Annotated in this window: 9 protein-coding genes; 7 read left to right on the top strand and 2 right to left on the bottom strand. The window is 70.3% G+C overall.

Annotation, left to right across the window (positions count from 1 at the left end):
• Positions 1 to 27 precede the first annotated feature (27 nt).
• The 4 genes from ACSFA5_RS15925 (at position 28) to ACSFA5_RS15910 (ending at position 7,909) form a co-directional block, all read left to right on the top strand.
• Positions 28 to 909 (top strand): LysR family transcriptional regulator, encoded by an 882-nt coding sequence (locus ACSFA5_RS15925; RefSeq protein ID WP_435445009.1) that lies wholly within the window; start codon positions 28 to 30, stop codon positions 907 to 909.
• A 148-nt stretch (positions 910 to 1,057) separates the two neighbouring features.
• Entirely contained in the window at positions 1,058 to 5,845 is a 4,788-nt protein-coding gene (locus ACSFA5_RS15920; RefSeq protein ID WP_435445008.1) for a CapA family protein, read from the top strand.
• Positions 5,846 to 5,877: 32 nt separating this feature from the next.
• Positions 5,878 to 6,798 carry an alpha/beta hydrolase family protein gene (locus ACSFA5_RS15915; protein ID WP_435445007.1) on the top strand — a complete coding sequence of 307 codons (921 nt, stop codon included), beginning with the start codon at positions 5,878 to 5,880 and terminating at the stop codon, positions 6,796 to 6,798.
• A gap of 37 nt (positions 6,799 to 6,835) precedes the next feature.
• Positions 6,836 to 7,909, top strand: coding sequence for an aldose epimerase family protein (locus tag ACSFA5_RS15910; protein ID WP_435445006.1), 1,074 nt, complete (start codon positions 6,836 to 6,838; stop codon positions 7,907 to 7,909).
• A 62-nt stretch (positions 7,910 to 7,971) separates the two neighbouring features.
• On the opposite strand, the gene ACSFA5_RS15905 is transcribed toward ACSFA5_RS15910, so the two are convergent.
• The gene (locus ACSFA5_RS15905; RefSeq protein ID WP_435445005.1) at positions 7,972 to 8,913 is read right to left on the bottom strand and encodes an SMP-30/gluconolactonase/LRE family protein; all 942 of its coding nucleotides are present in this window, start codon (positions 8,911 to 8,913) and stop codon (positions 7,972 to 7,974) included.
• Positions 8,914 to 9,039: 126 nt separating this feature from the next.
• On the opposite strand from ACSFA5_RS15905, the gene ACSFA5_RS15900 reads away from it, so the two are divergent.
• The gene (locus ACSFA5_RS15900; protein ID WP_435445004.1) at positions 9,040 to 9,813 is read left to right on the top strand and encodes an SDR family NAD(P)-dependent oxidoreductase; all 774 of its coding nucleotides are present in this window, start codon (positions 9,040 to 9,042) and stop codon (positions 9,811 to 9,813) included.
• Between the two features lie 10 nt (positions 9,814 to 9,823).
• On the opposite strand, the gene ACSFA5_RS15895 is transcribed toward ACSFA5_RS15900, so the two are convergent.
• Positions 9,824 to 10,783: a LysR family transcriptional regulator gene (locus ACSFA5_RS15895; RefSeq protein ID WP_435445003.1), complete on the bottom strand. Its 960-nt coding sequence runs from the start codon at positions 10,781 to 10,783 to the stop codon at positions 9,824 to 9,826.
• A gap of 143 nt (positions 10,784 to 10,926) precedes the next feature.
• Here ACSFA5_RS15895 and ACSFA5_RS15890 point away from each other — a divergent pair, with 143 nt between their 5' ends.
• Together ACSFA5_RS15890 and ACSFA5_RS15885 are read left to right on the top strand one after the other, a co-directional pair.
• Positions 10,927 to 12,393 (top strand): aldehyde dehydrogenase family protein, encoded by a 1,467-nt coding sequence (locus tag ACSFA5_RS15890; protein WP_435445002.1) that lies wholly within the window; start codon positions 10,927 to 10,929, stop codon positions 12,391 to 12,393.
• Between the two features lie 75 nt (positions 12,394 to 12,468).
• Complete coding sequence (locus tag ACSFA5_RS15885) at positions 12,469 to 13,434, top strand: ABC transporter substrate-binding protein (protein ID WP_435445001.1); 966 nt, start codon at positions 12,469 to 12,471, stop codon at positions 13,432 to 13,434.
• Position 13,435 lies beyond the last annotated feature (1 nt).

The raw sequence follows: 13,435 nt of genomic DNA, 5'->3' as shown, positions 1-13,435 counted from the left end.
CGCCCGTCGCGCTCACAATCCGCTCCCATGGAGCTCTACCAACTCAAGACCTTCGTCGCCATCGCCCGCGAAGGCAGCCTGACCCGGGCGGCCGAGCGGGTGTTCACCAGCGCGCCGGCGGTCAGCGCGCAGCTCAAGGCGCTGGAAGACGAACTCGGCGTGAAGCTGTTCGAGCGCACGCCGCGCGGCATGTCGCCGACCGAGGCGGGCGTCAGCCTGCTGGAAGAGGCCGAACGCACGCTGGCCTCCGCCATGCGCATGCGCTCGGCGGCCGAGCAGCTGCGCGGCGCGGCGCAGGGCGTGGTGCGCTTCGGCACGGTGGTCGACCCGGTGGCGCTGCGCCTGGGCGAGGTGCTGGTGACGCTGGCCGAGCGGCATCCGCAGGTGACGCTGCAGCTCAAGCAGGGGTTGTCGTACGAAACGCTTGCGGGCGTGCAGCGCGGCGAACTCGACTGCGCCTATGTGCTCAGCGACAGCCCGCAGATCGAGGGGCTGGAGGTGGTGCGGCTGAGCGCGGTGGACCTGGTGGTGACGCTGCCGAAGTCGGTGGCCGATGCGCAGCCCGACCTGTCGCTCGAACAACTCGCCGACATGCCGTGGGTCGGCACGCCGCCCTCGTGCATCCTGCGCGTGCACCTGGAGAAACTGTTCGCCGGCGCGGGCCGCGAGTACCGCCCGGGCCGCACCGCCGACGGCGAGAGCGCCATCCGCAGCATGGTCGCCAGCGGCATGGGCGCGGGCCTGCTGCGCAGCGACTATGCGGAGCAGGGCGAGCGCAACGGCGAACTGGCCATCTGGAAGGGCTGGCGTTCGCACACCTGGCTGTGCTGGGTTGCGCCGGCCGAGGGCAAGCAGCGGCCGGTGGCGGTCGAAGCTGTTCGCAGCGCTGTGATGGAGGCCTGGGCCTGAGGTGCGCGCCAGGGTGCGTCGTGGGCGGCCAAAAAACTGACCCCACCCTGACCAGCGACGAACGGCGCACCCCGAAGCCACGGGGCCCCAGAACCCTGGGTTTACGGGGTGACAAGGCCCCGCATGCGCTGTCATCATTCGCCGCTGCATGAACCCAGACCCGAACCCTCTCTCCGATCTGTCGAACCGCGCCAGGCAAGCCCTGTCGGACCCATCGGGTGGGCTGCCCCGTGTACCGCCGGCCACCGAGGCTTCGGGCTGCGTCGTGTTCCTGGCCCTCGGCGAGGACGGCAGCCGGGCCCGCGTGGTCTCGGGCCACGGCAGCGACATCGACGCGGCCTGGCGCCGTGCCACCGATGCCGCGGCGGCCCAGGTGCAGCGCGCGCAAGGCAGGCCGCAGCGCCTGCGCGCCGAACTGGTCGACCAGGTCACGCCCATGACCTGGGGTGCGCTGAAAGCGAAGCTGGCGAGCACCAAGCGCAACTATTTCAACCAGGGCATCGCGCTCGACGCCGGCTTCGAGGTGGCGCTGCTCGCGCAGGAAATGCACGGCAGCGCCATCCTCTACAACGGCGACGTGGACCATGCCGAGCCCAACGCCGGCAACCTCAGGCTGCACTGCAAGCGCCGCTTCGGCCGCGAGATCGACTTTCCGGCGGACGACGCCGCGCCCGTGTGGTGCTTCACCACGCGCGCCGTGTACGTCGACGCCCGGGGCGCCTGGCCGATCACCGCCGAAGGGCAGGCCGCCGGCTTTCGCGAACTGCGCGACTGGCATGCGCCGCAGATCCACGCACTGGTCGACCACGCCAGCGCCTACCTGGCCGAGCAGGTCAAGCCCAACGGCGAGTTCCACTACGGCTGGTTTCCCTGCTTCGACCGCACCATTCCCACCTACAACACGCTGCGCCACGCGAGTTCGACCTACGCGATGCTGGAGGCCTGGGAGCTCACGCGCAAAGACCCGAAGCAAGACGGGCCGCAAGACAAGCTCAAGGCCGCCATCGACCGCTCGCTGGCCCTGCTGACCGGCAGCCTCATCCGCCCGGCCGAGCTGCCCGACGGCACGCGCGCCGCCTACCTGCTGGACGTGGGCAGCGAGATCAAGCTCGGCGGCAATGCGGTGTGCCTGCTCGCGCTGGTGAAGTACACCGAGCTCACCGGGGACCGGCAGCACCTGCCGCTCATGGAGCAATTGGCGCTGGGCATCCGCCACATGCAGGACGCGCACACCGGCAGCTTCGTGCACGTGCTGAACGCGCCCGCGCTCGACGTGAAGGACACCTTCCGCGTCATCTACTACGACGGCGAGGCCGCGTTCGGGCTGATGCGGCTGTACGGCCTCACGCGCGACGCGCGCTGGCTCGCGGTGGTGGAGAAGGCCTTCGAACACTTCATCGCGGCCGAGCACTGGCGCGCGCACGACCACTGGCTGAGCTACTGCGTGAACGAGCTCACGCGCTACCGGCCCGAAACGCGCTACTACCGCTTCGGCCTGCAGAACGTGGCGGGCTACCTCGACTTCGTGCTTGAGCGCATCACCACGTTCCCGACGCTGCTCGAACTGATGATGGCCGCGCGCGAGATGGTGCTGCGCATGGAAGCCGACCCCGCGCTGCAGCCGCTGCTGGCCGGGCTCGACCGCGACAAGTTCGACCGCGCGCTGGAGTTTCGCGCGCGCTACCTCGCCAACGGCCACTTCTGGCCCGAGCTGGCGATGTTCTTTCGCAACCCCGCGCGCATCTCGGGCTCGTTCTTCATCAAGCACCACAGCTTTCGCGTGCGCATCGACGATGTGGAGCACTACCTGTCGGGCTACGTGGCGTACCACCGCATGCTGAAGGAACGCGAGGCGCAAAACGCCGTGGCTCCGGGCTCTGCCGCCGGCGTGGTGGCCTGGGGCGGCGACGTCAACCTGTCGCGCCGCCAGCACTACCGCCTGCACGAACTGGGCGGCGCGCACCAGATGCTGGGCGGCATCCCCGCGCTGCGCGAAGCCGACCTGCGCATCGTCAACCTCGAATGCGTGGTCGCCACCGTCGGCGAGCAGGGCGTGGACAAGGACGAGACCGCGCCCTACTACTACCGCGCGCGGCCCGAGATGCTCGCGGTGCTGACCGAGGCCGGCATCGGGATGGTGGCCACCGCCAACAACCACAGCGGCGACTACGGCCCCGACGCGCTCATGGAACAGCAGGGCCTTCTCGACGCCGCGGGCATCGCCCATGCCGGCAGCGGCCCCACGCTGGAGGCCGCGCTGCGCCCCGCGTTCGGTCGCGCGGGCGGCGTGCGCGTGGCGCTGTTCTCGCTCGACGCCACGCAGCCGCGCTTTGCCGCCACCGCCGAGCGCCCGGGCGCGGCCTGGCTGCCGCTGGCCGACCCGGCCGCCTGGAGCGCCACGCTCGCGCCGCGCATCGAGGCCGCGCGCCGCGAGGCCGACGTGGTGCTGGTGGCGGTGCACTGGGGCGACAACCTGGAGACCGAGCCCTCGAAGGCCGAGATCGCGGTCGGCCATGCCATCGTCGACGCGGGCGCCGATGCGGTGCTCGGCACCTCGGCGCATGTGCTGCAGGGCATCGAGGTCTACCGCGACCGGCCGATCCTGCACGACGCGGGCGACCTGCTGTTCGACTCGGTGCGCGACGACTTCGGCGACTCGGGCGTGTTCTCGCTCACGCTGGGCCCGCGTGGCGTGGAAGAGGTGGTGTTCACGCCCATCGGCGTGGGCTTCGGGTTTTCGCGCCAGCGCGAGGGCGACGAGGCGAAGGCGCTCAGCGAGCGCTTCGCCGCGCAATGCCGCGCGCTCGGCACGCAGATGACGCCGCTGCCGGGCGGGCGCTGCGCCGTGCGGCTGACTCCGCCCGAGCGGCCTGAAAGGCCCGCAGGCCGGCCGGCCTTTCGCGCGGACCCGGCCGCGCAGGCATTCCGTCCGGCGCCGGTGGTCGGCCCGGTGCGCGCGCCGCGCCCCGAATGGACGGTCGACGAGGTGCCCGCCGACGCGCGCATCGCGCCGCTGCAACTGGGCCCCCTGCGGCTGGTGGGCGTGCGCTGTGCGCCGCGGCAGATCGCCGGGCGCCGCCTGCTGTGGGTCGAGTCCTTCTGGACCGCCGATGCGCCCGTGGCCGACGACCTGCGCGTGCAGTTCCGTGCGCTGCCGATGCGCAGCACCCGCATGCCGGCGTGGGGCGCAAGCATGGACCACGACCCCTGCGACTGGATGTGGCCCACCAGCCGCTGGGCGCCGGGCCGCATCTACCGCGACCGCTACGGCCTGCGCCCGCCGCGCCCCGGCCTGATGACCAGCGACGTGCTGCAGCTGGAAGTGCGCCTGCGCGGTGGCGCCCCCGGCGCGGCCGAGCTGCCTGCACGCCGCCTGGCGATGTGGTGCGGCCTGCGCGTGCCGGTGCTGCCCACGCCGTTGCCGCAGCGCCCGGCGCCCGTGCTTTCTGTCGACCGGCCCGGCGCTGCCCCCGAGCCGGTCTGGACGGCCGCCCAGCTGCAGCAGGCCACCGGCGGCCGCTGGCTGGTCGCGCCGCCGCCGGGCTGGTGCGTCAACGCCGTGGTGCGCGGCCCGATGCACATGGCGCTGCTGCCGAAGCCGGCGCTGTTCATCGCGTCGGACTTCCGCACGCTGGCCGCGCACGAGAGCTACAGCAAGCCGCGTCTCGACAACTGGGACCGCCACCTCGACCTGCCCGCGCTGCAGCACGACCTGGCCGGCGCGGTGGTCGCGCACCCGGTCGAGGGGCTGGGCGCCGGTTTTCCGCTGCTGCAGGTGGCCGACCCGATTGCCGCGATGCTGGCCATGGGCGCCGCCGCGCGCGAGCGCTACCGGGGTCTGGTGGTGGGCGTGACCGGCACGGTCGGCAAGTCGTCCACCATCGCCATGCTGCGCGACCTGCTGCCCGAGCGAGCGCGCGTGCTCACCACCATCGACAACTACAACTCGCGCGTGGGTGTGCCCGCCATGCTGGCCAACCTCGCGCCCGACGCGGACGTGTGCATCCTCGAGATGGCGCAGAGCGGCCTGTGGATGGACCGCGGCCCGATCTCGCTGCAGGCGCGCCCGCACGTGGCGCTGATCACCGAGATCGGCCTGTCGCAGACCCGGCAGGCGTCCACGCTGGAGCTCACGGCGCAGTACAAGTCGCGCATCTTCCTGGGGCTGGAGCCCGGCGGCGTGGCCATCGTGCCCGACCACATCGCCTGCCTGCAGCAGGTGGTGCAGGCCGCCGCCTGCACCGCGGGCGCCATCTGGGTGGTGGGCACCGGGCCCGACGCCGACGTGCGGGTGGTCGATACCCGGCCCGAGCCCGGCGGCGGTTGCCGCGTGCGCATCGCGGTGCCGGGGCGCACGCTGGAGTACCTGTTTCCGGTCGACAGCGCGGGGCTGGTGCGCAACTCGGCGCTGGCCTTCGCTGCGCTGATGGCCATGGGCTTCGACGCCGAGGCCGCCTGCGCGCGCATGCCGCACGTGCGCCTGCCGGCGTCGGTGATGCAGGTGCATGCGCTGCGCACGCAGGCCGGCGTGCAGGCCACGCTGATCGACGACAGCTGGAACGCCGAGGTCATGTCGATGCGCAACGCCATGGAGTTCGTGCGCACCTGGCAGCGCGCCGCGCACGGCCCGGTGGCGCGCAAGATCGGCGTGCTCGGGCGCATCGTCAACCTCGACGACGAGGCCGAGGCCATGCACCGCAGCCTGGCCGCGCCGCTGCTGGCCTCGGGCATCCAGCATGTGGTGACGCACGGCGACGAGATGCGCTGGCTGCGCGAGGAAATGCCGGCCGCGCTGCTCGGCCCGCACTTCGACGACGCCGCGCAACTGGCGCTGTACCTCGGCGGCTTCCTGCGCGACGGCGACCTGGTGCTGGTGAAGGGCGACCGCGACCGCTCCGACTTCGGCCGCATTCCCGGCCTGCTGCAGCGGCTATGACCCCGCGCGGCTTTCATCTGCGCGGATTTTTCATGCGGTACGCCCGCGCGGCCCTGGTGCTGCTGGCCATCGTGCAAACGGCCTGCGCGCAGCGCACCGGCCCCGACGTGGCGAGGCCCTTCGCCGCGAGCGACGACCAGGTGCTGCACTGGAACCAGCCCGCCGACCGCGCCGCCTGCCCCGACCGCGCCGGCTTCCTGTGGGTGCAGCCGGTGGAAGGGCCGGCCTGCATCCGCTACTTCGCGAGCGGCGACATCGAGGGCGCGCGCATCGCCGTCGTGCAGTTCTCGGGCGACCGCGACGGCGTGATGGACCAGGCGCCCGAACGCATTCCCGGCAACACCCAGGCGCTGCGCACGCGCGACGCGCAGCGCAGCCGCGACCTCGCGGGCGTGCCGTGGATCTTCGTGGCGCGGCCCGGCACCTACGGCTCGTCGGGCGACCACCGCAAGCGGCGGCAGCCGGTGGAGTTCCATGCGCTCGATGCCGCGCTCGACGCGCTCATGCAGCGCCACCGGCTGCAGCGCCTGGTCATCGTGGGCCACAGCGGCGGCGCCACCGCGGGCGCCGCGCTGCTCACGCTGGGGCGCACCCGCGTGGCCTGCGCGGTGCTGACCTCGGGCGCCTACGGGCTGCTGGAGCGCGCGCGCCTGCTGGGCCGCTCGAACGACGGGCGCACCGACACCACCGGCAGCGCGCAGTTCTACGACCCGCTCGACCATGTGGGCGGCATCGCGCGCGACCCGGCGCGGCGCATCGTGCTGATCGGCAACCGCGACGACAGGAACACGCCCTTCGCGCTGCAGCAGCGCTTTGCCGACGCGGTCGGCAAGGCGGGCCACCGCGTCGAGATGCGCACGCACGCGGCCGAGCCGCCCGAGTTCCACGACCTCAAGGACCGCATTGCGCTGCTTACCGCTTCGGAGTGCGCGCGCGAGGCCATGGCCCCTTGATGACAGCATTCCGCTTCAGCACCCAGCCAGGAAACCCATGAGCAGCAGCATCACCTCGCGCGAGTTCGGCCGCATGCCCGACGGCCGCGCCGTCACCGAATACACGCTGGACAACGGCCGCGGCCTGAGCCTGAGCGCCATCAACCTCGGGGGCATCGTCACCGCGCTGCACGTGCCCGACCGTCACGGCCAGGCCGCGAGCGTCGTGCTGGGCCTGCCGTCGCTGGCCGACTACCTGACGCCGCATCCGCACCTGGGCACCATCGTCGGGCGCCATGCCAACCGCATCGCTGCGGGACGCTTCACGCTCGACGGAACGTCGCACCAGCTGGGGCTGAACGACGGCGTGAACTCGCTGCACGGCGGCGCGACGGGCTTCGGCAAGCGCTACTGGGAGATCGTGCCGCTGTCGGCGGAAGAATCGGGCAGCGACATCGCCATCGAACTGCACCGCACCAGCGCCGACGGCGAAGAGGGCTACCCAGGCGAAGTGCAGTTGACCGTGCGCTACACGCTGGCCGCCGAAAGCAACACCTGGCGCATCGACTACAGCGCTACCACCGACAAGCCCACCGTGCTGAACCTGAGCCACCACGACTACTTCAACCTGGCGGGACGCGGCTCGGTGATGGACCACTGGTTGATGCTGCCGGCGAGCCGCTATTGCCCGGTGGACGCGACGCTCATCCCGCTGGGGCTGGCCGACGTGGCGGCCACGCCTTTCGACTTTCGCACGGCGACGCGCATCGGCGAGCGCATTAGCGAAGGCCACGAGCAGTTGCTGCGCGCGCACGGCTACGACCACAACTGGGTGCTCGACCGGCCCGGCCATCACCAAGGCCTGGCCCTTGCGGCGCGCCTGGACCACGAGGCCACGGGCCGCGTGATGGAAGTGCACACCAGCGAGCCCGGCGTGCAGTTCTATTCGGGCAACTTCCTCGACGGCAGCCTCTTCGGCAGCGCGGGCGCGAGCCTGCGCCAGGGCGACGGGCTGTGCCTGGAAACACAGCACTTCCCCGACTCACCGAACCAGCCGGGCTTTCCGTCGACGGTGCTGCGCCCGGGCGAGGTGTTCACCAGCGCGACCGAGCACCGCTTCAGCATCGGCTGAAGCACGCGTGAAGCGTGCGGACCAGTTGAAGCACGCGTGAAGCGTGCGGACCGGCGCGCGCGTCAGCCGGCGAACAGCGCCGCTGGCACGCCGGGGCTGTCGATGCGCACCGCGAACAGGCCGCCGGCCAGCGGCTCGTCTTTCAGCTGGGCTTCGCTGCGACCGTTGCGCGCGGTCGTGATGTAGAGCGTGCGCAGGTCGGCGCCGCCGAAGGCGCAGTCGGTCACGTTGCTGGCGGGCAGCGCAATGCGGCACAGCTCCTGCGCGCTCACCGGGTCGTGGCAGGTGACGCAGGCGCCGTCCCAGTGCGCGATCCACAGGCGGCCGGCCGCGTCGGTGGTCATGCCGTCGGGCAGGCCGTCGCCCTGGGGAAAGCGGTGCCACACGCTTCGGTTGGACACGGTGCCCGCGGCCATGTCGAAGTCGTAGGCGTAGAGCCTGTTGATGGCGGTGTTGTTGAAGTACATGGTGCGGCCGTCGCCCGACCACGTCGGCCCGTTGGTCACCTCGAAGCCGTCGTCGTGCCGGCTGCAGCGGCCGTCGGCGTCGTAGCGGTAGAGCGCGCCGGTGGGCGCCTTGCAGTCGAAGTCCATGCTGCCGGCCCAGAAGCGGCCGCGGCTGTCGCACTTGCCGTCGTTGAAGCGGTTGCCGGTGCGCTCGGTCTCGGGCTGGTGCAGGTAGCGCGGCCTGGCGTCGTCGCCGGGCGCGGTGGTGTCGAACAGCGCAAAGCCGCGGCGCAGGGTGATGAACAGGCCCGGTGCCGTGGCGCGCTCGGCGATGGCGGTGATTTCTTCGTCGAAGTGCCAGGTGCGCTGCGCACCCGTGGCCGGGCTGTAGCGGAACAGGCGCGGCGTGAGGATGTCGATCCAGTAGAGCGCCTGCTCGCGCACCGACCACAGCGTGCCTTCGCCGAGGTTGGCCGCCGCAGGCCAGATGCATTCGGGTTCGCCAACGACGCTGGGCGCCGCAAGCGGGGAGGGGGTGTTTGTCTCTGGCTTGTTCATTTGTTCTTTCTTGTCTGCTTGACGCGGCGGATCGTATCAAGGCATATTGATAACGGAAATTAAATAAATTGGCATCGATTGATATGCTTTTTGCAATGTCATGAAATGCGCTTCTGGAGACTTTTCTTGAATTCCCCCCAGCTTTCCATTTACCCGAGCTTGAAGGGCCGCACGGTGTTTGTCACCGGTGGCGGCAGCGGCATCGGCGCGGCCATGGTCGCGGCATTCGCGGCGCAGGGCGCGCGCGTGGCCTTCGTCGACATCGCCGAGGGTGCCAGCGCGGCGCTCGCGCAGCAGATCCAGCAGGCCGGCCATGCCGCGCCGTGGTGGCGCGCCTGCGACGTGCGCGACATCGCCGCGCTGCAGAAAGCCATTGCCGACGCGGCGGCCGAGCTCGGCGACTTCGCGGTGCTGGTCAACAACGTGGCGAGCGACGACCGCCACACGCTCGAGTCGGTCACCCCCGACTACTACGACAACCGCATGGCCATCAACGAGCGGCCGGCGCTGTTCGCCATCCAGTCGGTGGTGCCGGGCATGAAGCGCCTGGGCTTCGGCTCGGTGGTGAACCTGGGCTCCACGGGCTGGCAGACCAAGGGCTCGGGCTACCCGTGCTACGCCATCGCCAAGTCGTCGGTGAACGGCCTCACGCGCGGGCTGGCGGTCGACCTGGGGCGCGACCGCATCCGCATCAACACCGTGTCGCCCGGCTGGGTGATGACCGAGCGCCAGGTGGCGCTGTGGCTCGACGAAGAGGGCGAGAAGTCGCTGCAGCGCAACCAGTGCCTGCCCGACAAGCTGATGCCCGAGGACATCGCGCGCATGGTGCTGTTCCTGGCGTCGGACGACGCCAAGATGTGCACCGCGCAAGAGTTCACGGTGGACGCCGGCTGGACGTGAGCCTGATCGGTCAGTCGATCTCCAGCTTGCGGCCGTAGACGCTCATGCTCGCGGTCTTCAGCGCCTTCATCATCACCTTGGCCGCGGGCGACAGCAGGCGGTCGGTGCGCGTGATGATGCCGAAGGCGTCCATGTGGCAGGGCATGTCCAGCGGCAGCAGCGACACGATGCCGTGCGAGGCGTAGTAGCGCGCCACGTCGGTCGCCAGCACGGCCACCATGTCGCTCTGCTGCAGCATGCGCGTGATGAACAGCAGGGCCGAGCTCTCGATGGTGTTGGTCGGCGGGGCCAGGCCTTCCTCCTGGAACATCAGCTCGAAGCGGTGGCGCAGCACGCTGCCCGAGGGCGGCACGATCCAGCCGGCGCCCACCACGTCGCGCAAGGTGAGCCCGCTCACGCCCAGCAGCGAATGGCCCGGGCGCACCAGCGCGCACACCGGCTCTTCGGTCAGCGCCTCGTAGCGCAGTTGCGATTTGTCGTGCTGGGCGAACAACCGCGCCACCAGGATGTCGAGCTTGCCCTGCTCCAGCCGCTCGATCAGCACCGGGCTGGTCTCGATCTCCACCGACACGCGCAGGTCGGGCTGCTCGCGCTTGACCATCGCCACCGCCGGCGGCATCAGCGTGAGCCCGGGCGCGGTGATCGCGCCCACGCTCACCTGGCCGAAGCGCCCGGCCTTCAGCGCCGTGAGCTCGTCGTGCGCCTGGTTCAGGCTGGCGAGCGCCACGCGGGCGTGGCGGATCATGGTTTCGCCGTACCAGGTCGGGCGCATGCCGCGCGGCAGGCGCTCGAACAGCGGCACCTCCAGCACGTCTTCCAGGTCCTTCAGCAGCTTGGAGGCGGCGGGCTGCGTCATGTTGAGCACCTGCGCGGCGCGGTGGATGTTGCCTTCCTCGGCCAATGCCACGAGCAGCAGCAGTTGCCGGGTCTTCAGGCGGGCGCGGATGAACCAGTGGTTGTAGTTGGTCATTTGTGTGGAAACGAAGGTCTGACCGGGTTTTCCAGAATCCGGCGATCGATATGCATTTTGCGCAAAAAACGATTGGATCGATATCAATTCTGTTCCTAGACTGCCTGCACATCCAGAACAACAGAGACAAGGTCCGCGCCCCGGTGATTCACGGCGAGATCCATCAGAACGTGCGGCAGTACATCAACGGCCGCTGGGAAACCAGCGCGACCACCGGTGTGAGCGCCAATCCCTCGGACACCAGCGAAGTGGTGGCCGAGTACGCACGCGCCGACCGCCGCCAGGCCGAGCTCGCCATTCGCGCGGCCACCGAGGCCTTTCCCCACTGGAGCCACAGCACGCCGCAGCGGCGCGCCGACGTGCTCGACCGCATCGGCGCCGAGCTGCTCGCCCGCAAGGACGACCTGGGCCTGCTGCTGGCGCGCGAAGAGGGCAAGACGTTGCCCGAGGCGGTGGCCGAAGTGGCGCGCGCGGGCCAGGTGTTCAAGTTCTTCGCGGGTGAAGCCCTTCGCAGTGGTGCGGGGGGCGGTGGCGGCGAAAACCTGGCCTCGGTGCGCGCGGGCGTGCAGGTCGACGTCACGCGCGAGCCCGTGGGCGTGGTCGGGCTCATCACGCCGTGGAACTCGCCCTTCGTCGTTCCCGCCTGGAAGATCGCGCCCGCGCTGGCCCATGGCAACAGCGTGGTGTTCAAGCCCGCGGAGGGGGTGCCGGCCTGCGGCTGGGCGCTGGCCGAGATCATCAGCCGCGCGGCGCTGCCGGCCGGCGCGTTCAACCTGGTGATGGGCAGCGGCCGCGAGGTGGGGCAGGCGCTCGTCGACAGCCCGCTGGTCGATGCGCTGAGCTTCACGGGGTCGGCCGCCAACGGCGAGCGCGTGCTGCAGGCGGCCGCCACGCGGCGCGCCAAGGTGCAGCTGGAAACCGGCGGCACCAACGCGCTGGTGGTGCTGGCCGACGCCGACCTCGACCGCGCCGTCGATTGCGCGGTGCAGGGCGCCTACTTCTCCGCCGGCCAGCGCTGCACCGCGTCGAGCCGGCTCATCGTCGAGGCGCCGGTGCACGACGCCTTCGTGGCGCGGCTGCGCCAGCGCCTGAAGGCACTGAACATCGGCCATGCGCTGGAGCGCGGCGTCGACATCGGCCCGGTGGCCGACGAAGAGCGCCTGTCGCGCAACCTGGCCTGGGTCGGCATCGCGCGCGAAGAAGGCGCCGAGCACGTGTGGGGCGGCGAGGCACTGCAGCGCGCCACGCCCGGCCACTACATGAGCCCCGCGTTGTTCCTGGCCAAGCCCTCGCACCGCATCGCCCGCGAAGAAATCTTCGGCCCGCTGGCCTGCGTGCTGCGCGCCGACGACTACGAGCACGCGCTGGCGCTGTGCAACGACACGCCCTTCGGCCTGTGTGCGGGCATTTGCACCAACTCGCTGAAGCACGCCATGCATTTCAGGCGCCATGCCGAGGTCGGCATGACCATGGTCAATCTGCCGACCGCGGGGGTGGACTTCCACGTGCCCTTCGGCGGCCGCAAGGGGTCGGGCTACGGGCCGCGCGAACAAGGGCGCCATGCCTCGGAGTTCTACACGACGGTGAAGACCGGCTACATGCTGGCCTGACCGGACGGGGTTTCATCGCAACAGCCAATCGGCACCATCGCCCAAGTCCTCGAGACATCAAGAAGGAGACATTCCATGACCATGAATCGCCGCACCCTCAACACCGCCCTCGCGGCCGCCGCCATCGGCAGCATGCTGCCCGTGTCCGTCTTCGCACAGAAGAAACTCGTGCTCGGCTTCGCGCAGGTGGGCGCCGAGAGCGAATGGCGCACGGCCAACACCGAGTCGATCAAGTCGTCCGCCAAGGACGCCGGCATCGAGCTGAAGTTCTCCGACGCGCAGCAGAAGCAGGAAAACCAGATCAAGGCCATTCGCTCGTACATCGCGCAGAAGGTCGACGTGATCGCCTTCTCGCCCGTGGTCGAGTCGGGCTGGGAAACCGTGCTGCGCGAGGCCAAGGCCGCCAAGATCCCGGTGGTGCTGACCGACCGCTCGGTGAGCACCAAGGACGACACGCTCTACGTGACCTTCATGGGCTCTGATTTCACCGAAGAGGGCCGCAAGGCCGGCCGCTGGCTGGTCGACAAGATGAAGGACCAGAAGGGCGACGTGAACATCGTCGAGCTGCAGGGCACCGTGGGCTCGGCGCCGGCCATCGACCGCAAGAAGGGTTTCGAGGAAATCATCAAGGCCGACCCCAAGTTCAAGATCGTGCGCTCGCAGACCGGCGACTTCACGCGCGCCAAGGGCAAGGAGGTGATGGAAGCCTTCCTGAAGGCCGACGGCAAGAAGATCAACGTGCTGTTCGCGCACAACGACGACATGGCCATCGGCGCCATCCAGGCCATCGAAGAGGCGGGCCTGAAGCCGGCCAAGGACATCACCATCATCTCGATCGACGGGGTGAAGGGCGCCTTCGAAGCCATGATCGCCGGCAAGCTCAACGTGTCGGTGGAGTGCAGCCCGCTGCTCGGTCCGCAGCTGATGCAGGCAGTGAAGGACATCAAGGACGGCAAGACGCTGCCCAAGCGCATCGTCACCGTCGAGGGCATCTTCCCCATGGAAGTCGCCGCCAAGGAATTCCCGAGCCGCAAATACTGAA

The sequence above is a fragment of the Variovorax monticola genome (assembly GCF_051216855.1).
Lineage (GTDB): Bacteria > Pseudomonadota > Gammaproteobacteria > Burkholderiales > Burkholderiaceae_C > Variovorax.
The sequence above is the reverse complement of the archived record's forward strand: the minus strand, read 5'-3'. Positions and strand labels throughout refer to the sequence as shown.